Origin of the sequence: Novosphingobium sp. fls2-241-R2A-195 (assembly GCF_030209485.1) — a bacterium.
GTDB lineage: Bacteria > Pseudomonadota > Alphaproteobacteria > Sphingomonadales > Sphingomonadaceae > Novosphingobium > Novosphingobium resinovorum.
Genome location: NZ_JARVRY010000034.1, coordinates 20,426 through 43,638 on the forward strand (window position 1 = coordinate 20,426; position 23,213 = coordinate 43,638).

17 protein-coding genes are annotated in these 23,213 nt (G+C 63.0%); 5 read left to right on the top strand and 12 right to left on the bottom strand.

Translation table 11 applies throughout. The annotated features are described in order from the left end of the window. Nucleotides 1–52 precede the first annotated feature (52 nt). A complete protein-coding gene (locus QRN25_RS23410) occupies nt 53–505 on the top strand; it encodes a hypothetical protein (protein WP_271181251.1) in 453 nt (150 codons plus the stop codon). Between the two features lie 83 nt (nt 506–588). On the opposite strand, the gene acnA is transcribed toward QRN25_RS23410, so the two are convergent. Further along, nucleotides 589–3,264: an aconitate hydratase AcnA gene (gene acnA / locus QRN25_RS23415; protein WP_285021738.1), complete on the bottom strand. Its 2,676-nt coding sequence runs from the start codon at nt 3,262–3,264 to the stop codon at nt 589–591. Nucleotides 3,265–3,407: 143 nt separating this feature from the next. Beyond that, a complete protein-coding gene (locus QRN25_RS23420; RefSeq protein ID WP_285021740.1) occupies nt 3,408–4,307 on the bottom strand; it encodes a DMT family transporter in 900 nt (299 codons plus the stop codon). A 175-nt stretch (nt 4,308–4,482) separates the two neighbouring features. Here QRN25_RS23420 and QRN25_RS23425 point away from each other — a divergent pair, with 175 nt between their 5' ends. Continuing rightward, entirely contained in the window at nt 4,483–5,934 is a 1,452-nt protein-coding gene (locus QRN25_RS23425) for a L,D-transpeptidase family protein (protein WP_271181254.1), read from the top strand. Between the two features lie 279 nt (nt 5,935–6,213). Next, nucleotides 6,214–7,395 (top strand): glycosyltransferase family 4 protein, encoded by a 1,182-nt coding sequence (locus tag QRN25_RS23430; RefSeq protein ID WP_271181255.1) that lies wholly within the window; start codon nt 6,214–6,216, stop codon nt 7,393–7,395. Here the strand turns inward: QRN25_RS23430 and QRN25_RS23435 are convergent. The 6 genes from QRN25_RS23435 to QRN25_RS23460 all read right to left on the bottom strand — a co-directional run bounded on the left by QRN25_RS23435 (nt 7,376) and on the right by QRN25_RS23460 (nt 14,414). Continuing rightward, the gene (locus QRN25_RS23435; protein WP_285021741.1) at nt 7,376–7,798 is read right to left on the bottom strand and encodes a GtrA family protein; all 423 of its coding nucleotides are present in this window, start codon (nt 7,796–7,798) and stop codon (nt 7,376–7,378) included. The two genes, QRN25_RS23430 and QRN25_RS23435, sit on opposite strands and share 20 nt — an antisense overlap. After that, nucleotides 7,798–9,348, bottom strand: a complete 1,551-nt coding sequence (locus tag QRN25_RS23440; protein ID WP_285021742.1) for a hypothetical protein — start codon at nt 9,346–9,348, stop codon at nt 7,798–7,800. The genes QRN25_RS23435 and QRN25_RS23440 overlap by 1 nt, the downstream gene beginning before the upstream one ends. Nucleotides 9,349–9,383: 35 nt before the next feature. Further along, nucleotides 9,384–10,274, bottom strand: a complete 891-nt coding sequence (locus QRN25_RS23445) for an NAD-dependent epimerase/dehydratase family protein (RefSeq protein WP_271181258.1) — start codon at nt 10,272–10,274, stop codon at nt 9,384–9,386. A gap of 2 nt (nt 10,275–10,276) precedes the next feature. After that, on the bottom strand, nt 10,277–11,365 hold the full coding sequence (locus QRN25_RS23450) for a glycosyltransferase (protein WP_285021743.1): 1,089 nt from the start codon (nt 11,363–11,365) through the stop codon (nt 10,277–10,279). Nucleotides 11,366–11,553: 188 nt separating this feature from the next. After that, complete coding sequence (locus QRN25_RS23455) at nt 11,554–12,939, bottom strand: oligosaccharide flippase family protein (RefSeq protein ID WP_285021745.1); 1,386 nt, start codon at nt 12,937–12,939, stop codon at nt 11,554–11,556. A gap of 137 nt (nt 12,940–13,076) precedes the next feature. After that, entirely contained in the window at nt 13,077–14,414 is a 1,338-nt protein-coding gene (locus tag QRN25_RS23460; protein ID WP_285021746.1) for a glycosyltransferase family 4 protein, read from the bottom strand. Nucleotides 14,415–14,920: 506 nt separating this feature from the next. Here QRN25_RS23460 and QRN25_RS23465 point away from each other — a divergent pair. Then, on the top strand, nt 14,921–16,279 hold the full coding sequence (locus tag QRN25_RS23465; RefSeq protein WP_285021747.1) for a hypothetical protein: 1,359 nt from the start codon (nt 14,921–14,923) through the stop codon (nt 16,277–16,279). Between the two features lie 101 nt (nt 16,280–16,380). On the opposite strand, the gene QRN25_RS23470 is transcribed toward QRN25_RS23465, so the two are convergent. Beyond that, nucleotides 16,381–16,929, bottom strand: a complete 549-nt coding sequence (locus tag QRN25_RS23470; RefSeq protein WP_285021748.1) for a hypothetical protein — start codon at nt 16,927–16,929, stop codon at nt 16,381–16,383. 750 nt (nt 16,930–17,679) lie between these two features. Here QRN25_RS23470 and QRN25_RS23475 point away from each other — a divergent pair. Beyond that, nucleotides 17,680–17,967: a hypothetical protein gene (locus tag QRN25_RS23475; RefSeq protein WP_285021749.1), complete on the top strand. Its 288-nt coding sequence runs from the start codon at nt 17,680–17,682 to the stop codon at nt 17,965–17,967. 17 nt (nt 17,968–17,984) lie between these two features. Here the strand turns inward: QRN25_RS23475 and recQ are convergent, their stop codons facing one another. From recQ to metH, 3 genes are all read right to left on the bottom strand, one after another. After that, nucleotides 17,985–19,865, bottom strand: coding sequence for a DNA helicase RecQ (recQ, locus tag QRN25_RS23480; protein WP_285021751.1), 1,881 nt, complete (start codon nt 19,863–19,865; stop codon nt 17,985–17,987). Nucleotides 19,866–19,926: 61 nt separating this feature from the next. Next, nucleotides 19,927–20,502, bottom strand: coding sequence for an NUDIX hydrolase (locus tag QRN25_RS23485; RefSeq protein ID WP_285021753.1), 576 nt, complete (start codon nt 20,500–20,502; stop codon nt 19,927–19,929). A 67-nt stretch (nt 20,503–20,569) separates the two neighbouring features. Beyond that, a complete protein-coding gene (gene metH, locus QRN25_RS23490; protein ID WP_285021755.1) occupies nt 20,570–23,206 on the bottom strand; it encodes a methionine synthase in 2,637 nt (878 codons plus the stop codon). Between the last annotated feature and the right edge of the window lie 7 nt (nt 23,207–23,213).

The following is a 23,213-nucleotide window of genomic DNA, read 5'->3' on the forward strand; positions in this document are numbered from 1 at the left end:
CGTGCAAGCGCAAGGTCTTCCATGTCGGCGCCGAGCCCCGTAATGTCAGGCGATGCGTATTCGCTCCCTTCTGCTCGCTGGCCTGCTGATCCCGCTCGGTCCGTCCATTTCCGCTCAAAGTACCCCGCAGCCCACCCGCATCCTCGACGCGAAGAGCGCGCAGCGGTTAGCGGCGAACAAGGGACTGGCGCTGCAGTGGATCGACTGGAACACGCGCGGCACGGCAGTGGTGCGGCAGGACGATGGCGTCTGGAAGCTGCGCGGTGCACAGGCCGAAGCGGGCGGGGCGGGGCGTCTGTTCCTCGACGGCACCATCTCCGAGATTGGCGCAGACTATTTCACTTTCGAGGGCCGCATCGCCATCACCGATACGCCCGATGCCGGACGCCAGTGCGATAAGACGAAGATCTGGCATTTTGCGATAACACAGAATCGCAGGTATTACCGGCTGCGCGAATTCGAATGGTGTGACAGCCTAACGGATTACATCGATATCTATTTTTGAGGTGCCGCGAGGCAGCATAAAAAAACCCGCCTGGATCGCGCCAGGCGGGGTTTTCGTTTCGGCATCCGACGCGCCGCGCCGGATCAGCTCGCGGCGAGGTTGCGCAGCACGTACTGCAGGATGCCGCCGTTGTTGAAGTATTCGACCTCGTTGGCGGTATCGATGCGGCACAGGGCGGTGAAGGTGAACTGCGTGCCATCCGGACGGGTCACCTCGACGTCCACGTCCTGACCCGGCTTCAGGGTGGCCACGCCCTTGATGGTGAAGGCGCAGTCGCCATTCAGCGCCAGCGAGTGGCGGCTGTCGCCCTCCTTGAACTGCAGCGGCAGCACGCCCATGCCGACGAGGTTGGAGCGGTGGATGCGCTCGAAGCTTTCGACGATGACCGCGCGCACGCCCAGCAGGTTGGTGCCCTTGGCCGCCCAGTCGCGCGAGGAGCCGGTGCCGTACTCCTTGCCGGCGATCACCACCAGCGGGGTGCCTTGCGCCTTGTACTTCTGCGCGACGTCGTAGACCGCGCCGGGCTCCTCGCCAAAGCGGCTCATGCCGCCTTCGATGCCGGGGACCATCTCGTTGCGGATGCGGATGTTGGCAAACGTGCCGCGCATCATCACTTCGTGGTGGCCGCGGCGCGAGCCGTAGGAGTTGAAGTCCGCCTTGGCGACCTGGTGCTCCATCAGCCACTTACCCGCCGGGCTGTCGGCCTTGATCGAGCCGGCCGGAGAGATATGGTCGGTGGTGATCGAATCGCCCAGGATCAGCAGCGGTTTCGCCTCGATGATATCGGTCACCGGCGCCGGGGTCATCTCTAGCCCATCGAAGTAGGGCGGGTTGGCGACGTAGGTGGACCCGGCGCGCCACTGGTAGGTTTCCGAGCCGACCACATTGATCGCCTGCCAGTGCTTGTCGCCCTTGTAGACGTCGGCGTAGCGGGCCTGGAACATCTGGCGGTCGACGGCAGCGGTCATCGTCTCGGCGACTTCGAGGTTGGTCGGCCAGATGTCCTTGAGGAACACGTCCACGCCGTCCTTGCTCTTGCCGATGGGGGTGGTGAGGAAGTCCTCCGCCACGGTGCCCTTGAGCGCATAGGCGACGACGAGCGGCGGCGAGGCGAGGAAGTTGGCGCGCACGTCGGGCGAGACGCGGCCCTCGAAGTTGCGGTTGCCCGAGATCACCGCGCTGGCGACGAGGCCGTTGTCGTTGATCGCCTTGCTGATCGGCTCGGCCAGCGGGCCGGAGTTGCCGATGCAGGTGGTGCAGCCGTAACCGACGAGGTTGAAGCCGATGTTGTCGAGGTGCGCCTGTAGCCCTGCCTTGTTGAGATAGTCGGTGACGACCTGCGATCCCGGCGCGAGGCTGGTCTTGACCCAAGGCTTGGGCTTCAGGCCCAGCTCGTCCGCCTTCTTGGCGACGAGACCGGCGGCCACCAGCACGCTCGGGTTCGAGGTGTTGGTGCAGCTGGTGATCGCCGCGATCATGACGTCGCCGTCACCGATGTCGAAGTCCTTGCCTTCGACGGGGACGCGCTGCGGGGTCTTCTTGTACGTCGCGGCCATGTCGGCGTTGAACACGTCGTCCACTTCGGGAAGGGCGACCCAGTCCTGCGGGCGCTTCGGCCCTGCCAGCGAGGGCACGACGGTCGACAGGTCCAGCTCCAGCGTCGAGGAGAAGATTGGGTCGGGCGCGCCCGGCTCCATCCAGAAGCCCTGCTCCTTGGCATAAGCCTCGACGAGGGCGATCTGCTCTTCCTCGCGGCCGGTCAGGCGCAGGTAGTCGAGCGTCTTGTCGTCGATCCCGAAGAAGCCGCAGGTCGCGCCGTATTCGGGGGCCATGTTGGCGAGCGTCGCGCGGTCGGCGAGGCTGAGCGAGGCGAGGCCGGGGCCGAAGTACTCGACGAAGCGGCCGACGACGCCGTGCTTGCGCAGCATCGAGGTGCAGGTGAGCACGAGGTCGGTGGCGGTGACGCCTTCCTTCAGCTCGCCCACGAACTTGAAGCCGACGACTTCGGGGATGAGCATCGAAACCGGCTGCCCAAGCATCGCCGCCTCGGCCTCGATCCCGCCGACGCCCCAGCCAAGGACGCCGAGCCCGTTGACCATCGTGGTGTGGCTGTCGGTGCCGACGCAGGTATCGGGATAGGCGACCAGTTCACCGTTCTGGTCCTCGCTCGACCACACGGTCTTCGCGATGTTCTCCAGATTGACCTGGTGGCAGATGCCGGTGCCCGGCGGCACCGCATAGAAGTTGGAGAGCGACTTGGAGCCCCACTTGAGGAAGTCGTAGCGCTCCATGTTGCGGGCGTACTCGATCTCCATGTTCTCTTCGAAGGCCTTGGGGTGGCCGAATTCATCGACCATGACCGAGTGGTCGATGACGAGGTTCACCGGGACCAGCGGGTTGATCTTGCTGGTGTCGCCGCCGAGCTTGGCGATCGCATCGCGCATGGCGGCAAGATCGACCACGCAGGGGACGCCGGTGAAGTCCTGGAGGAGAACGCGGGCCGGGCGGTACTGGATTTCCTCGCCGGTGACGGGGTTCTTCTGCCAGTCCACCACGGCCTGAATATGCTCGGTGCCGACGGTGAAGCCGCCGTCCTCGAAGCGCAGCAGGTTCTCGAGCAGCACCTTCATCGAGAAGGGGAGGCGGGAAACATCGCCCAGTTTCTCGGATGCCTTGGCTAGCGAGTAGTAAGCGACGGTCTTGCCGCCGACGGTCATGGTGCTGCGGGTGCCGAGCGAGTCCTGTCCGACCTGTGTCATGGTGGGCTTTATCCCCTTTTGTGTAGAGCCTGCCTCGGGGACAACACGATTTGCTGCGTCGTGTTGCAGTGCGACAGGCGGAAATCTCTAGTCCCGGACGTGGGCTCTCGGCGGCCTAAGGTCAAGGGCGCGCGGGGCTAGACTTAGGTGTTGTTTTGGGCGGGCCGCGTGCCGATCCAGCAACCCGTCACGATCAATGCCGCACCTGCGACGATCCCGGGCCCGGGGCGTTCGCCGAACACCATCCAGCCCATGAGCGCGGCCCAGAGAAACCCGGTGTACTCGACCGGCACCAGCACCTGCGCCTCGGCCCGCGCATAACCCCAGGACAGGAACAGCAGCGCGGTGGTGGCGAGCGCGGCGCCGAGCAGCGTCCATGCAAGGCTCGCGGCATCGGGCATGGTCCAGTAGAACGGGGCGAACAGGGCAAACAGCACCGTGACGCCCAGGTTCTGGAACAGAGCGATCTCGACCGGCCCGGCCAGCAGGGCCTGTTTGCGCTGCATCACCAGGTTGAGCGCATAGAACACGGCGGAGAGCACGATCGCGGCGGTGCCCTTGATCGCTTCGGCCCCATACTGCCCGGCTCCGAAGCGGTCGGCGCCGATCACCACCATGCCGACAAGACCGAGCAGGGCGGCGAAGACGGCGCGCGGGCGGATCGTTTCGCCCAGCAGCAGCGCCGCGAAATAGAGCGCGATGATCGGCGCAAAGAACGAGATCGCCATGCCTTCGGCCATCGGGATGCGCACGAGGCCGTAGAAGAACAGCGCTGCCATCACCGAGGTGACGCACGAGCGCTGGAAGTGGAACAGTGCCACTTTGCGGGTCGGGGTCGGACGGCCTTTGACCAACCACAGCGGGACTGTCAGCAGCGTCCCGAAAAGGTTGCGCAGGAGCAGCGCCGTGCCGACGCCGAGAACCAGCGAAGCGGCCTTCATCGCGGCATCCATGATGCTGAATGCGGCGATCCCGGCGACCACGGCCAGGACCGGGGCAAGCACGGGCAAACCAGGCGGGTTGGGGGTGGAAGCGGCAGGCATGACGCCTGCGCCTCTCGCCCGGCGCAAGGTTGTGCGCAAGCAATTCATCGCCGGGACATGTCGCATCCTTGAAGAATGGCGCGTAAACGGGCACATCTATGCGGCGTGGCGGCAACCTTGGAGAGCGCCGCGCGTCTTCCCCCCAAGGTCTCCATCGGGCAGGTTTCAAGGCAATATGGTGAGTTTCAAGCGCTTCGGTTCCAGCGTCGTCTCGGCGCTGACGCTTCTGGCTGTCGGCGTGCAGCCGGTTCAGGCGCAGAAAATCAAGACCGAGAAGTTGCCCGAGGACCTGCTCCCGCCGACGATCGCGACGCCGACACCGACGGCTCCTGCGACCGCGAGGCCGGTGCGTCCCGCAGCGGTCCCGACCGCGCAGCCCTCGTCTGCCCCGGGCGCCGTGCCGGTGCAGGCGCCGACCGTCTCCTCCCCTATCGTGCAGGAAGTGACGCTGGCCGAGCCCGTCATGCCCTGGACGGTGTCTGATGCGCAGGCGCTGCTCTCCACGATCGGCTACATCGGCAAGGAAGGCCTGATCCCCGCCGACTACCAGCCCGCCGCGCTCAAGGCCGCCATCGCCAAGGGTGAGGGCGATGCGCTCGACGCGCTCGCCAGCCGCGTCTTCGCCTGGCTGATCGAGGACTTGCGCGATGGCCGCACGCCGATGCCCGCGCGCGTCCAGTGGTTCGCGGTCGATCCCGACCAGGATTCCATGCCCACCCAGCAGATCATGGCGCAGGCGCTGTCCGATCACGACGTTGCCGGCGTCGTCGCCAAGCTCGCGCCGACCAACCCGGATTATGCCGCGCTCAAGGATGCGCTCAACGCCACGCCGATGGCGCAGAAGGATCGCCGCGCGCTGATCCAGGCCAACATGGACCGCTGGCGCTGGCTCGCCCGCGATCTCGGGACCGTCTACCTGATGACCAATGTGCCGGAATTCCAGCTGCGCCTGGTGGTCAAGAACAAGATCCTGCGCACGTACAAGACAGTGGTGGGCAAGCCTGGTCGTACCGCAACCCCGCAGCTGGCCGAGACGGTCAGCGCGGTGGTCTTCAACCCGACCTGGACGGTGCCGCAGTCGATCGTAAAGGGCGAGGGGCTGGGCGCCAAGGTCATGAACAACCCGAAGTGGGCCGCCAACAACGGCTACAAGGGCTATAAGGCCGAGAACGGGATGATCACCGTCGTCCAGCAGCCCGGCCCCAGCAATGCGCTTGGCCTCATGAAGATCGACATGCCCAACCCGCATGCGATCTACCTGCATGACACGCCCGCCAAGTCGTACTTCAACTCCGATGTGCGCGCCTTCAGCCATGGTTGCATCCGCACCGAGCGTGCGGTGGAACTGGGCATGACGATGGCGATTCTCGGCGCCGGCATGTCCAGCACCGATGCCGCCGAACTGTCGCGCGCGGGCGAGTACAAGAAAGTGGCGATGACCCGGACTTTCCCGGTCTATCTCACCTACTTCACTTTCGCTCGCTCGATCGACGGCACGCTCCAGGCGTTCAACGACATCTACGAGCGCGACGCGCCGGTGCTCTCCAGCTTCAAGGCCGCGCGCCAGCTCAAGACCACCCAGCGCGCCAGCGACGAGGCGATCATCCAGCTGGATAACCCGCTGTAAATGGGTCGGCTCGTCGGAAGGAAGGCAGAGACCTGAGTGAGCAACTGCCTCGGGCGAAGGCCCGGGGTCACCCTTCAGGTTGAGCCGCGCAGCTTCCTGCAAGCCGTCATCTGCCACGGCATTTTCATTAAGGATCGCCCCTCCACGATTTCCGTTGCTTGGTCCCCGGAATGGCGTCGGCGGGAATGCGATGACACATAGACACCCAAGCTGGGGAAGTCGCGTCGGCATGGCCGCGCGCCGGCACCGGTGGATTTGTTGTCATCCTGAGAGGTCCTGGTGAACATTGGATATCTTGTTCCGGAGTTTCCTGGGCAGACTCACGGGTTCTTCTGGCGTGAAATCCTGCACATCGAGAAGTCAGGGGAAGTGGTCACGATCTTCTCGACCCGGCGTCCGAAATGCAATGTGAGCCATGCCTTCTCGAGGATGGCGGCGGATAGGACGCTCTATCTGGCCGACTTTCGGGTCCGGGACGCGCTTTACTGGATCATCGCAGTTTTCCTTTCCCTGAAAGTCCTGGTTCGCCATGATGTGCGGCGACTGCGGAACGAGCAGGAATCCTGGCTCAAGCTGGCGATGCTCGCCGTGATCGGCACGCGACTGAGGTTCCTTTGCCGCCGCCAGAAGATCGATCATATTCACGGTCACAGCTGCGCTGACGCCGGCTATGTTCTGGCGTTCTGCAGATTGTCCGGCGGGCCGTCGTTCAGCCTCTCGCTCCATGGCGATCTTGCCATTTACGGCCGCGGGCATGGCTTCAAGTTCGAAAACGCGAAATTCGTCGCCTGCGTCACCGATGCGCTTTGCGGTCAGGTCCGAGAACACGTTCCGGGCCTTACGGAGGAGCCCAAGCTGATCCGGATGGGCATCGAGCTGGATCCCGACAGCCGCAAGGGAACGGACTGGAGCGCGCCGCGCGTATTGAAGATCGTCACCGTCGCGCGGCTCAACCCGATGAAGGGGCACAGACATGCGATTGAAGCGGTGCGCGCGCTCCGGGAAAGAGGCATCCTGGTTCAGTACGACATCATCGGCGACGGCGATTTCGCGAGGGACATAGAAATCGCAATCGGCCAGGCTGGCCTGGAAGATCAGGTGAGGATGATCGGGCCTGTCGCCAACGACAATATCGGCAAGTCTCTGGCGGTCTACGATGCCTTCGTCCTGCCGAGCGTGGGGTTCGGCGAGGCGGCGCCGGTGGCGGTCATGGAGGCGATGAGTGTCGGTATTCCCGTCGTGTGTTCCATTATCGGCGGCACCCAGGAAATGATCCGGCATGAGGAAACAGGGTTTCTCTTCACTCAGGGCGATGAGGCGGCCCTGGCCGACATTCTCGCACAGCTTGCCGAGCGCCCGGAAATCCGCGAGCGGGTGGGGGGCGCCGGGCAGGCGCATGCCCATGCCAATTTCCTGACTTCCGTTTCTGCGGCGGACCTCGTCACTTGTATCCGGAATTGAGAACGGCCGTTTTCAGGGATGGGCCAACCGGGCGATAGACCCATGTTTTCGAGACTATGAAAATGCAGACCGAGATCACGCCCGTCACCGCGACCTGAGCCCCGAACAGCGGGATCCGCAGGTCCGACACCAGCAGATACATCAGCCCCGAATTGCCCGCCATTGCCAGGAGATGCATCGTGCCGAAGCGTAGCAGGGCGTGTCTGGTCGGCGGCCCTGCGCGGAATGTGAAAGTACTTTGCAGGACAAAGTTGCAGGCCATGCTGAGCAGGTAACAAAGCGCGGTCAGGATGATCAGGCTATGTATCCACCGCCCAAGGGCCCACAGGGCAGCCAGATAGAAGGCGGTAGATGAAAGGCCTACCGCGATGAACCGCAGAGCCCTTCCTAGTTCCGAACGCATCAGGTGACGGTCCTTTCATAAAGCACCCCGAACGGCCCCTCGTAAGCGATCCGGTAGTCATCGCCCATGTAGCTCTTGATGGCGTTGAAGATGGGGCGTCCGTCTGTCCTCGTACGTCGAGCCGCTTCGGGGTTCTCGCCTAGGGCATCCTCCATCACCAGGATCAGCTTCGGCCTGCTGATCCGGAGGCCGTCCTCGGCCTCCTTGGTCCATGCTGCGTAATAGGCAAAGTCCGGCGAAATCTGCTCGACTGCGGGATTGATGAAGCGATACGGAGGCAGGCGCTGGGCGAGGTAAGGTATCTGATAGGCGGTGCCGTAAAGAACGACGCGTTCGTCCGGCGACGTGCGGCTGCGGATGATCTCGACGAGCCGTAACTGCTCAGCTTCGGTCAGGTTGCTATAAGTGCCTAGCGGCGCAAGGCCGTTGCGCAGATCGAGGAACTGTTCGCGATGGTGGATCAGTTTCGCTCCCGTTCCGGTGAGCGTGAGCAGCGCCATGCCTGCAAGAACAGCGCTGCCAAGCCGTCTTCCGGGAGCCGTCCGGCTCGGCTCGCTGATGAAGCGCCGGACCTCATCGAAGGCGATGGCGGTCAGCATGACCAGAATCGGCAGTACTCCGCCCAGATGATAGCCAAAGCCCTTGTGCTGCACCGTATAGGATAGCGCTATGGCTGCGGTAAGGCCCAGCAGGAGGAGCAGGGGGTACTCGAGCCTTCGGCTGCGCCATATCCACAGTCCCAGCCCGGTCAGCCCGAGGGCGAAGACCCAATGATAGGCGCCAAGCAGCAGGTCCGTCACGGTTTTGGTCATGTTCCGCGCCGGGCTTCCCATGTAGGCAGACAGCGTGAAGGAGACGGTCTGCTGATAGAAATCGTCAAGGTTGCCGATCCATGCTCCGGCAGTGGCTATCGCCGCGATCACGAGGCAGAACGTCAGCACGAGGGTGCCGACGCGCGCGATAGGGCCGGTACGACGCGTCAGCCTTGTCCACTGGGCCGGCAGTAGTTCCAGCAAGGCGAGGCCAGCCAGAAACGAAACATAGGTCGGGCGGATCAGCACCGCCATCGCGACCAGTGCACCTGCCAGGGCCATCGATCGCAGTTCCTGCGAGCGCGGGGCCAGCATCATGCTGCAGGCGGCAATCAGTACTCCCACTGCAATGATGTCGCGCTGTCCCGCCATCCAGCCACCCGCAGTCACATAGATTGCGGGGTAGAGCGCGAGGGTTACGAAGGGGGCGAGCGTAAATCTGGCCCGGTGCAGGAACAGGGCCGCCATCACGGTGACCAGTTGCATCAGGATGAAGTCGAACAGGTGCCATGCTTCCGCGCTGGGCCCGAACAGTTGAACGGCGATTTTGTGCAGGATCATCCCGCCCGGCCAATTCATGTCGAAGCTGCCCGCATAGAAGGGATAGCCTTTGGTCGCCATCCACGCCATGTAGTTGAACTGAGCCTGATCCGGAGACGGGGCGATCTTTATATAGAGCAGCCCCAGAATCGGGATCGACAGCAGCCAGATCGCCAGCAGCGGCCGGTGCGCGCGCAAGGGGTTCTCGACGTGGTCAGCCATGTCCGCCTCTCTCAGCTAAGCCTCTTGCGCACCGCGTTCACCAACTCAGCGATGCCGCATTCCAGGGCGGTCGGTTGCCAGTCGAACGGCAGCGATGAAGGCAGGAAGCTCATGTGCCGGGCATTTGATGGGTGAGGGTCGAATTGCACCAGCATCGGCAGGGCGAGTTTTGCCCTGACCAGTTCGACCATTTCGCCAACGGAGGAGGGGCGGCCGCTTGCCATCGTCATGATCTCGTCGGCAGGGCCGGGGTTCACGACGCGCCGTGCCATGAACCTGCCGATGTCGTCCGAAAGCACATAATCGCGCAAGGTGGCGGGGTTTCCCATGATCCGGGTGGTCTTGCCGGTCAGAGCATTGGCGGCGAGCGCCGTTGCCAGTCCCAGCCGTTTCGAGCGCCCACCGCCGTAAACGGAACTGGGGCGGTAGATATGGCGCCGCCGGAAGTGCGCGGACAGTAGCCGCTCTTCCTGATACAGTTTGCCCTCGCCGTAAGGGCGCAGCGGACGGGGTCTGCTGGCGGCAGTACAGTGGGTCTGGCCTTCGAACAGCCCCCCCGCCGAACTGATCAGGTGAAAATCCACCTGGTATCGGGTCTGCAATCTCTGCGCCCAGTCGATCAGTTCGCCAAGAATTTCGCCTTCCGCGAGCATCTCCTCGCGGGAAGAACCGAACCCGCTGATCCCGCCCGACCACACCACCGCGATACGTGTCGCATCTCCCAGAGCCGCCACGATCGCGGCCCGCTGGTCTTGCCTCGTTTCGCCGTCGTACCAGTCATACGGGTATTCCTGGACGGAGGCCGAGAAGCGCAGCCGCAAGGCGCGGTCCAGGGTTTCTCCGATGAGGCCGAGGCCGAAGAGGAGAACCGTGAGGCGTTCCTCACCGCGGATGCGCAGCATTCTCATGCGGCGGCAATGGAGCGAGCCGTGCTTTGCGCGCCCTCGTGCCGGGCCGCAAACCACTCGCAAGTCGCCGCGTCACCTGACCTATCGATTGTGAAATACGTCGGTTTTCCATGAGCTTTGAGCACCAGCGACGACAGATACTGGAGCGAGATCCCGAGCATGAAGATGGAAAGGCCACCAAAGAAGGTTACGGCGAGGAACAGCGACGTCCACCCATGGACCTGGATCTGTTCGGGATAGAGAAGCTTGAGGCAGATGAAATAGACCGCGGCGAGGATCGAGATGCCTACGACGGCGAAGCCGGCGATGGCGCCAAGGCGCAGGATCTTGATCTGGCTCGAGAATATCATTCGCCAAGCGTGCGCGAAGAGAGACTTCAGGCTATAGCCCGATCGCCCGGTGCGGATGAACCGTTCGTCTTTCATCTCGACGGCCAGAGTGCCGATCCTCTGGGTAAACCAGCACAAGGTTATGTCGAGGTATGTGTCGTGCGAGCAGACGCTGGCTGCGGCGCGCGCAATCGATCCGCGCATCAGGCGAAAGCTGTTGAAGCTTGTCAGGTTCGGGTTGTCGGTAAGCCACTGCATGGCGCGTTTGAAGCTGCGGGAGGAGCCATCCCGGATGGCGGCTTCATGCACCGCCGAGGCCGGCTTTGCATAGACGATGTCCAGTTGGGCGGTGACGGCTTCGCGCAGAAGCGCCGGTATGGCCTCGCACCGGTGCTGCAGATCCTCGTCCATCGTGACGACCCAGTCGCCCGAGCTGTGAAGTATTCCGACGATGGTGGCGGGGTGCTGCCCGAAATTGCGGGAGAGATGGATTGGCACGACCCACGGATGCGAGCGGCCCAGTTCGTCGAGCAGGGGACCGGATGCGTCAATGGCAGCGTCGTCGACGAAAATCGCCTCGGCGAGGATGAGCGGAGCGCCGTGTTCTTGCCATTCGAGCCGCAGCGCATCGAGTGCGGAAACAAGCGCGCGCAGATAGGCGGCTCCGGCATAGACCGGCACAACGATGCTTACCGTTGCAAGCGGTGATGGACTGGCAGCTTCCCAGTAACTTGAGGTGCGAGCAAGAGTATTCAACGCCTTCTCCACCCGGAGTTTTTCGGACTGCTCCAGTATCGGGGAATGAACTCGGCACACAATTGGCAGGGGTCATTAGCAATAATCGGAGGGGTGTGCTCCCTTCCCCATATTGCCGCAGTGTTCGTGAAGCGCGATGTCGCATCGGCTCGAACAGGATCGGCAAGAACACGCGAGACATTCCGCTTTCAGGCAAACATCGGCCGGAGCAGCCAGTCGCCGGCAGCGCCGATGGCCACGCCCGGGATGCTGGCAGCAAGGAACAACAGTTCCTTGCGCAGGTCCAGCAGGCCCACTTGGCGCAACCGGAACCATTTGAAGATGAGCGGCGGAATCTCGATCAGGCCCACGGCGGTGACAAGGCCCAGTACGCCCCACACATTGAACCCGATGAGGCCCGCGATGAGGATGCCGATGAACTTCGTCACGTTGGACTGGAACATGAGGGAGACGTAGCCCGTGGCCGTAAGCGCTTCGTTTGCGCTGTTGGAAGGCAAGGCCAGCAGGGACGAGATGGACAGCAGTTGGAGATAGATGGCCGCATCGGCGTAACGCGGGTCATAGAGTATGGCGATGATCAACGGCGCGCTTCCGATCAGTCCGCCTGCGGCGAAGCTGTAGAGCAGCGAGGGAAGGCGGCGCTTGGCATAGAACAGGGTCCGCAGGTCGGGCATCCCGTCGCGCCAGGCCTGCGCATAATAGGGAGAGAGCACGCGGCTCGCATAGCCCCAGGCGAACGCCAAGGGCGCTCCCGCAAGATTTACCGCCAGCATATAGATGCCGAACTGATCGAGCGGCATCAGGCGCGCCAAAACCAGCTTGTCGCCCTGCAGCAGGAACAGAGTGATGATGCTGGATCCTGTCACGAACCGGGCAAAACCCCAGAGATCCTTGATGTACCCGCGGTCGAGGGCAGGTCTCCGCAGCGAATTCGAGAACACCAGATAGCTTAGCAATGTCTTGAAAGCGCTGCTGATCATCCCGGCGGCAAGGATGGCCCAGTAACTGCGCCAGAAATATGCGAACACGACCGACAGCAGCACCTGGAGCGTCAGAACCGCCAGTTCCAGCAGGGACAACCGCAGGATCATGCGATGACGCAGCGCCGTGAGCATGGTGATGGAAGCCACGCCGTCGATCAGGAAAGACAGCGTCGAGACGATGATGACGATCTCGAGATCGTGCTTACCCAGCAAGGCGGCGATGGCGGGCGCTGCCGCCAGGATTGCCACGGTCACCATGACCGAACGCAACACCTGCATCGTCCAGATGGTGTCGAGGAAGCGCGGTTTGTCGCCATCGGGATGGCGTATCACGAAGCCCTGAAAGCCGAGATCGGACATCATGCCGACGGTGAATGCGATCGAACTGATGATGCCGGTGATGCCGAACACCTCCGGAACCAGCAGGCGAGTCAGGAGGACGCTGCTGACCGCCCTCATGAGATTGTTCAGGACGACCGAGATGACAACGATGTTGGTGTCCCGCAGCAGCAGGTTCCTGATGCGACCGAGGAGAACAGGGCCGGCGGGAATGGAGCCGCCGGGCACGTCTGATAGCTGGGCATGGTTCATGCAGCTGCGATCCTGATCATTGCATGCGGCCATTGAAGCCGGGGTTGACCGAAGGCGTTCGTTGCGATGCGTTCGTGCGCGCGGCCGCTTCGCGAGCGATGCGCTGCGGGGCGAGCCATGTCGTTGGCGGCTGACACTCAGCCCGCTGCCCTGATCTGGCTTTCAATCGGGACGGCTGCGAAGGCGGCGTCCGGTCGATCGAAGTATTCGAACTCCGGGGGCCCCTGGCGTTGCCCGCGAAGCCAGCGGTAGACTTCAACCAGTTGCGCGGCCTTGCGGGGCCATGTGTAGAGCGCTTCGACCCTGGCGCGTCCGCGTGCGGCCATTTCGGGCAGGTTGTGGGTTCCTGCGGCGATGTCGAGCAGAACGCAGCGGGCTCTGAAGAGCAGTTCTGCACGGGTCCCGAGCTGCAGACGAAAACCCGTGTTGGCACTGACGATCTCCCCCGGACCACCGTAATCCACCACTATGGGCACGAGTCCGAGCGCCATTGCCTCGACAACCGCGCCTCCTCCGAATTCACGGACACTGGGAAAGAGAAATACCGAGTGATCCGCCACGCGGCGCGGAATCTCGCCGTGTTCGACCCATCCGGCGAAATCAACGGCATTTGCGACGCCGAGCCGCTCGGCCAGTTCGCGCAAGGAGGACATCATCGGACCGTCGCCGATCATCGTAAGGCGGGCTTTCCCGGACCGAAGAAGATCGGCGGCGGCCTCGATTGCGATGTCGGGTCCCTTGTAAGGGACAAGGCGACCGATGAAGCAAAGATTGAGCGTATCATACCGTGCGGCAGTGCCGCAGTTGGAAAAGCGCGCCGGGTCGATCGCATTCTCCGGCACATAGACGGTCTTGCCGGCCGAACTGGCGGGAAGCTCCGTCGCGGTATGTTCCGAACCCACGACTACCGCCGAGGCATAGCGCCAGGTCTGACGGATGGCTGGCAGCACCCGGTATGCCCCGCGAACGTAAGACAGCCATTCCTTTTCGCGGCGACGCTCGCCGTCGAAGCCTTTAGGCCATGGAATTCCGCCATTGATCGGACCGACCACGAAAGGAACGCCGACGCGGGAGCATCGACGGGCGAGCGAACTGGCTGCCGTCGGGCTGAGCGGCGTGACGCGATGTACCACATCGAAGCTGCCTGCCGTGATCGCGTCTCCGAACCGATCCCACACCATCCGTTCGAACTGCGGGTACGCCAGCGCGCCGAGCGCGGCGAGGGTGGTCCAGCCTTTTCCGGCGCCTCCCCTGAGCTTTTCAGCCACGGCCCATAGCGGCCGCATCAGGGCTTCGTTGTCGATGGCGGTGAAGTCTACGCCTTCGACCAGCCCCGCGCGCAGGATTGCCGGGCGGTTGCGAACCTGAGTGACCAGATGGACGTCTGCCACCGAACGCAGGGCGTTTGCTATCGACCAGCCGACGAGAGGAACGCTGACCCATTCCGGGTTGGCCGCTTCTGCGATCAACAGCACACGATAGCGCATATTTCAGACCTTGCTCTTTGAGGCCCGGCGTTTCTTGCTGCGGGCGGGAGTTGCCACCTGACGCGCTAGGATCGTGCGATCGATCATTGCGATTTCTCGATAATTCTCGTGGCAATCCTATCCGCCCCTGGCGCGGCGTGATCTGAAAAAGCCCCTTCCCTCTGTTTCGGGCGATTATCGCTGCAAGTAAATGTCCCCAAATCATTATGGAATTTAATGATATGCCCATTGGGAAGAGCAGGAAGGACTGACGTTTTTTGCATAATTTTCCGACTGGATGCCAATTCGGCTATCCTGCGGCATGTTCGTTCGCTGCCATGCGCGGCTTTCTGCCTCAGCGGCAAATGCCCGGCGCCGGCGCTAGGGATTTTCCCCCCTCAATTCAGGCCGCTTGGTCACTAGAATGGCGCTGCCCGGGCTAGGTACGCAAATTGATCTTGTGCCGAATTCCCTGCATTTACAGGAGACGTGTCGTTCCTAATGCCTTCTCAACTGTGGTCCTGTGGCTATGGCCCTGGTTCGCCGCATTAGGTTTCCGCGCGCTCCCGCTGGACCGCGCCGTCATATCCAGCTGCATTGCCGGATTCCTGTTGCTGCCCTCGAACATCAACGTCGATCTGCCGGGGTTGCCGGATCTGTCCAAGCAGTCCGTGGTGTCCCTCGGGATCGTTCTCACATATCTCAACCACCACCACCGCAGGGGGCCGACGCTGCCTCTTCCCCGCGGGCTGATGCTGATTATGGCGCTGTTCATGATTTCGCCGGTTTTGACTGTGCTGACGAATTCCGACGTCATCCAGAAGATCAACCCCCTGCCGGCCCTTACGATGTACGATGCGCTGGGCGTGGTGTTCGAGAATGCGATCATTGCAGCAGTGATTGTCGTCGGCGTCAGGACGCTTTCGAGTTCGGCATCACAGCGAAATATCCTGCTGTTGATGGGAAGCGCGATGCTCTTGTATTCGCTGCCGACTTTGCTCGAATTCAAGATGAGCCCTCAGCTTCATCGGTGGGTCTACGGCGTGCACCCGGCCTTGTTCGGGCAGCAGGTGCGCGGAGGCGGTTTCCGGGCCACGGTGTTCCTCTCCCACGGCCTTGTCCTCGCCTGGTTCCTGGCAATGGGCTCAGTGGCGCTCATGGCGCTTCGCGGCGCGCAGATCAGGATATTCGGCTTTCGGCCCCAAATCCTGTCAGCGTATCTGTGGGTTATTCTGTTGTTCCAGAAGTCGCTTGGCGCATTGCTGCTTGGCAGTATCATGATGCTGGCCATGCTGATGCGGCCTCGTCGCCAGCTAGTGCTGGTCGCGATGGTGGCGGTAATCTTTCTGACATATCCGATCACGCGAGGGGCAGGTCTGGTCCCGGTCGACTGGTTCAACCGTACCGTCGCCGAATACAGTTCGGAACGTTCGGGCTCGTTCGAGACACGCATCACCAACGAAAACAACCTTCTGGCCAAAGCCAACGAGCGGCCATGGTTTGGATGGGGTGGCTGGGGCAGGTCGCGGGTCTACGATCCGGAGACGGGCAGGGACGCTTCGATCACTGACGGCGCGTGGGTTATTTCCTTCGGCTATTCGGGCTGGCTCGGCTATCTGACTCAATTCGGGCTTATCTGTTTTCCTCTGCTGGGGTTGTTTCGATATCGCGCGCGCATATCCCCCGAAACGAGTGCATTGGCCCTGATGCTGTCTTTCAACCTGATAGACATGATCCCGAATTCCTCGCTCACGCCGGTGACCTGGCTGCTATCGGGAGCCTTGTCGGGTGCCTTCGCCTTGGCGCGGCGAGGGGCATCACCCGCTCAGCCGGTGACCAGCGCGTCGCTTGCCCCGGCACCACTTGCATGCTGACCGCAGTTTGACTGTAGGGCCACTAGGAGATTGATCTCGATACCCCGAACATGGGCTCTAAACCAGCCGCAAGGGGGAAGCGGGCAATCCGGGCGGGCAATTCATCGTTTGCCGGGGAATGCGGATCGCCGCACTACAAGCGCGGATATTGCGGTGACGGCAATACCGCAGCGCTCAAAAACGTCATTCATCGACACGCCCATGACGGGTGAGCCCAGAAAGCTGTCTATGCTATGTAGAGAGACGGCCCGCACGCAAACGAAGATGGTCAGAAAAAAAGTGCTGAGCATGGCAATTGATAAGGCATAACCACGACGATTTATCAGAGGTATTATCCAGAATGTGATCAATAAAAACATGATTACGCATGATATGAAGAATATATGCTGAAATACTCTCCTACTATCGTACCATCCGGAGATATGTGCTTTGTCGCGCATGATGTCGGCGAACCAGGTTTGGACGTCAAAGTACTTGTTGATAGTGAGAAGCCCAACCTGAATGAATATTCCAAGCCACGCGGCAGCGTTCTCCGGCTTATCGCGCAGGACGGCATATAACGATGCAAGGCACGCGACGAGGTAGATAGCTATCGTGAGTGATCCTCCTGAAGTTGGAGCACCAAATTCTGGAGACCAGTCAGCGATCACATATCGTCTCCTTCCAGGTAGCAATCGCCGGATTGTCTATTCTAGACGTTCGATCACTGTCTATCGGGAGAACTCACCAAGGCGCACCTCCTCGTAAGGTATTCCTTTGTCAGGCCGTGACCGGAATGCGCGAATGGGGAGTTTGAGGAACTGGCAAGCGAGGCTTGTGTCAGCAAATGGAGGCCTTTAGGCTGCTGCGATGCAGCGATCGCTTACACTTGTTCGAATTGTCGCCGCGGCAGCGCTCTTCGCATTTTGCGGTGCCTTTTCCCGTTTAACGTTCCAATTGATCGAAACGCGGTGGCAGATCGCGGTATTCGTGGTCGTAGCGGCGTTGTTGGAGCTCGGAGCGAGCAATCGGGGTGGGCAACCAAGCTGGCTCAGGTTTGCCGCCAATTCGGTATCCGTCACTTGTGCAATCATCGCCGTGAAGTGGTATATCGAAGGCGTCTCTCCCCTCGTCCTTGCCTTGCTTCGATAAGGCCATGACTGGCGGGCCGTTTCGGCCGTCGGCACAACCTCTTTCAGTTACTGCTGCCGAAGCGGAAGTCCTGGCGAGTTCGCCAGTCTGCGATGCGAGCACCGCGGCGGCGATGTGATGGTGTGCAGGCTTGTCGAAAGCGCTGCCGCGTTCCTAAAAGACAGTTTGGAAGTTTGCAGAATGCGAATTTCGCGGCCGGTGCCTTGCGAAATTGCCCGGACGGGTATTGTCCAGACAGACGCATAAGTCCGTGCCCGAGGAGTGCAGCCATGACCGATCAATCCACCGATCGTATCGACGAGGTGACCAGCCGCATTGTCGATCTCGAAGCTGAACTCGAAGCCTCGGGGACCGCGACCCGCGAGCCTGAAGGTCTGACACGCGCGCGCGCGGTTCTTCATGAATGGGTTGATAGCGTGTCGGCGGTCGTGGCGACCCCCGGGGTCGGGCGCGTCGTCCTGATCCACCGGAACGGCTCGGAGTCGCGAATTGCTTCACCCGAATTACCATTTCTTCTGGCTGTCCCGGTGACCTTCGGCGGCGATGGAAGCGACTGAAGGAGGTTCGACAAGTTTCAGTGCTGGCGGACTACGGCGAGGAACGCATCGCCGTAAGCTTCCAGTTTGCGCGTACCGACTCCACCAATCGAGCCAAGTTCGTCCAGTGACGAAGGTCGTGCCGCGGCCATCTCGCGCAGGGTCGAGTCGTGGAAGATGACGTAGGGCGGCACCCCTGCTTCCTTGGCAAGTTCACGGCGCAACTCTCGCAGGGCATCGAACAAAGGCTCGCCGATGGGATTGGCGCCCGTATCACCGCTGCGCGAACGACGTTTGCGATCCTGCTTGGGCGGCACGACGATTGCCACGGCCGCCTCACCCTTCAGAATGGCACGGGCGTCGCCGCCCAGCGCAAGGCCGCCGTGCTCGGTGGCGGTCAGGCTGCCGCGGGCCTGTAGAGCGCGGGCGAGGGCCTTGAGCAGCGGCTTCTCATCATCGGTCAGGATGCCGAAGACGGAGAGCTTGTCATGGCCGCGCTGGAGCACGCGGTCATCGGCCACGCCCGAAAGAACTTTCTCCAGATGCCCCAGGCCATAGGACTGTCCGGTGCGAAAAACGGCCGAGAGCAATTTGCGCGCCACTTCGGTGACATCGACGACCCCTACCGGCTGCAGGCAGTTGTCGCAGTTGCCGCACGTCTGCGCCGGCGTTTCGCCGAAGTGGCGCAGAAGCACGGCGCGGCGGCAGTCGGCCGTCTCGACTAGCCCGGCCAGCGAATCGAGACGCTGGCGTTCGCTCTGCTGGCGGTGCGGCTCGATTTCGGCAAGCCGCTGACGGGCGCGCGCGAAGTCGTCAGCGCCCCAGAACATGACCGCCACGGAAGGGTCGCCGTCACGCCCCGCGCGGCCGGTTTCCTGATAGTAGGCCTCGATCGACTTGGGGATGCCGGCGTGGGCGACGAAGCGGACGTCCGGCTTGTCGATGCCCATGCCGAAGGCGACTGTCGCGACCATCACCATGTCCTCGCTGGCAACGAAGGCGGCCTGATTGTGGGCGCGAATCTCGGGATCGAGGCCTGCGTGATAAGGCAGGACCCGCCGTCCTGTCTCGCGCGTAAGCGTTTCTGCCAGCTGTTCGACGCGAGCGCGGGTGGGAGCGTAGATGATTCCGGGGCCGGGGTTTTCATCTACCACCGCCTTGAGCTGGCGCATGGCGCTCTCGCGCGGGCGGATGGTGTAGCGGATGTTGGGCCGATCGAACCCGGCGACGATCAGGCCTTCCTCGGGAATGCCGAGCTGGGCCAGGATGTCGCTGCGGGTGTGGTGGTCCGCCGTCGCCGTCAGCGCGAGGCGCGGGACATTGGGGAAGGCGTCGAGCAGCGGTCGCAGCAGGCGATAGTCGGGCCTGAAATCGTGCCCCCATTCGGAGACGCAGTGCGCCTCGTCGATAGCAAAGAGGCCGACGCGGGCCGACTGCAGCAGTTCGCGGAAATGGGGCTGGCTGGCCCTCTCCGGGGCGATGTAGAGCAAGTCGAGCTCGCCCGCGCGGAAGGCATCCATCGTTGCCCCGCGATCGGTGTCGGCGCTGGTCAGCGTCGCGGCGCGGATGCCGTTGGCCCGGGCCGAGCGCAACTGGTCGTGCATCAGCGCGATCAGGGGCGAGACGACCACGCAAGTGCCCTGAAGCAGCACGGCGGGAAGCTGGTAGGTCAGCGACTTGCCCGCGCCGGTCGGCATGATCGCCAGTGTTGAGCGGCCATGGATCACCCGGTCGACGACCTGATCCTGCACGCCGCGAAAGCCGGAGAAGCCGAATACCTCGTGCAGCGCCTTGGATACCGCCTCTCCGGTCGGCGGTGGCGCGGGGGCCCAATCCACTTCCGGCGCGTGGATGTCCAACATGTCGGCGTCGGGTTCGCCGTAGAAGGTCGTCTCGAAAGGCCAGTCGTCGTCGTTCACGCGGCGCTTTATGGCAGAGGCTGACGCAGAGGGGAAACCTCGCAGCCGGGTTTTCGCCAACTTAACTCGGGTCAGCCCACAAACCGGGGTGGCGAAGCAGCAGCGCCTGGGCGAGGATCAGCGTCTTGGCATCGGTCAATTCGCCGCCGAGCGCCATGTCGCGCAAGGTGTCGAGCCCGATTTCATGGACGGTGATGTTCTCGTCCTCATCGTGAGCGCCGCCGCCCTCGCCGATGCGGTCTTCGCTGGAATAGCGCGCGAGGTAGAGTTGCACGCGCTCGGTCGAGGCCGGGCAGAGCGACCACATGTTGGTCACCGGCTCCAGCGCTTCAATCCTCAAACCGCCTTCCTCGAAGGCTTCCTCGATGATGCGCGCTTCAGGCGACGCACCATCGAGACTGCCCGCGATGGCTTCCCACACGGGTGGTTCACCTGCGGCGAGCACTCCCGCGCGTGGCTGGTCGATCAGCATGCAGACGCGGCGGACCGGGTCATAGGGCAGCACCGCGACGGCCGAGCCGTTGTCGAGCAGATGCCGTTCAACGATGGCGCCGTCCGGCATTTCCACTTCCAGCCGATAGAACTTGTACCACCCGTCGTAGACGAGGGTTCGACTGGTGATGCGCGCTGCGGTCATAGGCGGCAGGGTATGGTCCGCCGCATATGTTGCAAGAGCGAAATGATGCCGTGACGCAAGAAGCCTGTCAGTCGAGGTTCGGACGCAGCCAGCGTTCGGCGGTCGGCAGGTCGACGCCGCGGCGCACCGCGTAGTCCTCCAGTTGGTCGCGGCCGATGCGGGCGACACCGAAGTACTGGCTCTCCGGGTGCGCGAAGTAGAAGCCCGAGACCGCCGCCGTCGGCAGCATCGCCTGGCTTTCGGTCAGGACGATGCCGGCGTTGTCCTGCGCTTTCAGCAGGTCGAACAGGATCGGCTTGAGCGAATGGTCCGGGCAGGCCGGATAGCCGGGGGCCGGGCGAATGCCGCGATATTCCTCGCGGATCAGGGCTTCGTTGGTGAACTGCTCGTCCGGCGCATAGCCCCACAAGGTGGTGCGGACATGGGCGTGAAGGCGCTCGGCGAAGGCTTCGGCGAAGCGGTCGGCGAGGGCTTTCAGCAGGATGTCCGAATAGTCGTCATGCGCGGCCTTGAAGCGCTCCAGGTGCGGCTCGATGCCGTGGATGCCGACGGCGAAACCGCCAAGCCAGTCGCCTGCCGGGTCGATGAAGTCCGACAGGCAGAAGTTCGCGCGGCCGCGCGACTTCTTGAACTGCTGGCGCAGCATGGGCAGGCGGGTTGCGCCGGAAGCGCCGGCATCGAGCAGAACGTCGTCGCCGTCCGAGCGGGCAGGCCAGAAGGCGCAGACGCCGCGCGCAGTCAGCCATTTCTCGTCGATGATCCTTGCCAGCATCGCCTGCGCATCGGCGAACAGGCTGGTGGCGCTTTCGCCCACGACCTCGTCGGTCAGGATCGCGGGGTAGTTGCCCGCCAGCTCCCAGGCGCGGAAGAACGGGGTCCAGTCGAAGGTTTCGACCAGATCCTTGAGGTCCCACTCCTCGAACACATGCAGGCCCGGCTGCGCCGGTGCGGCGGGCTTCTGGGCGAAGTCGGTGGGGAAGGCGTTGGCGCGCGCCTCGGCCAGCGGCAGCAGGTCGCTCTGGCCCTTGTTGGCGCGGGCCTCGCGCACCTTCTCGTAGTCGATCGCGACCGAGGCCTTGAAGCCCTCCGCCTGCGTGTCGGACAGCAGCTGCGAGGCGACGCCCACCGCGCGGCTGGCGTCGAGCACATGGACCACGGTGCCGGTATAGGCCGGGTCGATGCGCAGCGCGGTGTGGACCTTGGAGGTCGTCGCGCCGCCGATCAGCAGCGGGATATTCATCTCGGCGCGCTGCATTTCCTCGGCGACGGTCACCATTTCGTCCAGCGAGGGGGTGATGAGGCCTGACAGGCCGATGATGTCGGCCTCGTTCTCATTCGCCGATTCGAGGATCTTCGACCACGGCACCATGACGCCGAGGTCGATCACTTCGTAGCCGTTGCACTGGAGCACGACGCCGACGATGTTCTTGCCGATATCGTGGACGTCACCCTTTACGGTGGCCATGATGATGCGGCCCTTCGCCTTGGACTTGGCGTCCTTTTCCGCCTCGATGAAGGGGATCAGGTGAGCAACGGCCTTCTTCATCACGCGGGCGGACTTCACGACTTGCGGCAGGAACATCTTGCCACTGCCGAACAGGTCGCCGACCACGTTCATGCCGCCCATCAGCGGGCCTTCGATCACTTCGATCGGGCGGCCGCCGGCAGCGGCGATCGCGGCGCGGGCCTCCTCGGTGTCTTCCACCACGTAAGCATCGATGCCGCGCACCAGCGCGTGCTCGATGCGCTTGGTCACGTCCCAGCCGCGCCATTCCTCGGCGGCCTTCTCGGCGACGGTGTCCTTGCCCTTGTAGCTTTCGGCAAGTTCGATGAGGCGTTCGGTCGAGGTCTTGCCGTCCTCGCCCACGCCGGGGCGGCGCATCATGATGACGTCTTCGCAGGCCTCGCGCAGCGCCGGGTCGATCTGGTCGTAGACGTCGAGCTGGCCTGCGTTGACGATCGCCATGTCCAGACCCGCCGGGATGGCGTGGTACAGGAATATCGAGTGCATCGCGCGGCGCACTGTCTCGTTGCCGCGGAAGCTGAACGAGAGGTTCGACAGACCGCCCGAGAAGTGGACGTGCGGGCAGCGCGCGCGGATTTCCGCCACCGCCTCGATGAAGTCGAGCCCGTAGCGGTCATGCTCCTCGATGCCGGTGGCGACGGCGAAGACGTTGGGGTCGAAGATGATGTCTTCGGGCGGGAAGCCGATGCCGACGAGCAGCTTGTAGGCGCGCTCGCAGATTTCGATCTTGCGCTCCTTGGTGTCGGCCTGCCCGGTCTCGTCGAAGGCCATGACGACCACGGCGGCGCCATAGGCCATGCACTTGCGCGCATGTTCCAGGAACGGCGCTTCGCCTTCCTTCATCGAGATGGAATTGACGATCGGCTTGCCGGACACGCATTTGAGGCCCGCCTCGATCACCTCCCACTTGGAGCTGTCGACCATCACCGGCACGCGGGCGATGTCCGGCTCGGCGGCGATAAGCTTGAGGTAGGTGGTCATCGCCTCGACGGCGTCGAGCAGGCCCTCGTCCATGTTGACGTCGATGACCTGCGCGCCGTTCTCCACCTGCTGGCGGGCGACTTCGATGGCAGCGGGATAGTCGCCGGCCATGACCAGCTTCTTGAATTTCGCGGAGCCGGTGACGTTGGTGCGCTCGCCGATGTTGACGAAACGGGAGCCGGAAGGGGTGGCGGTCATGGGTGTT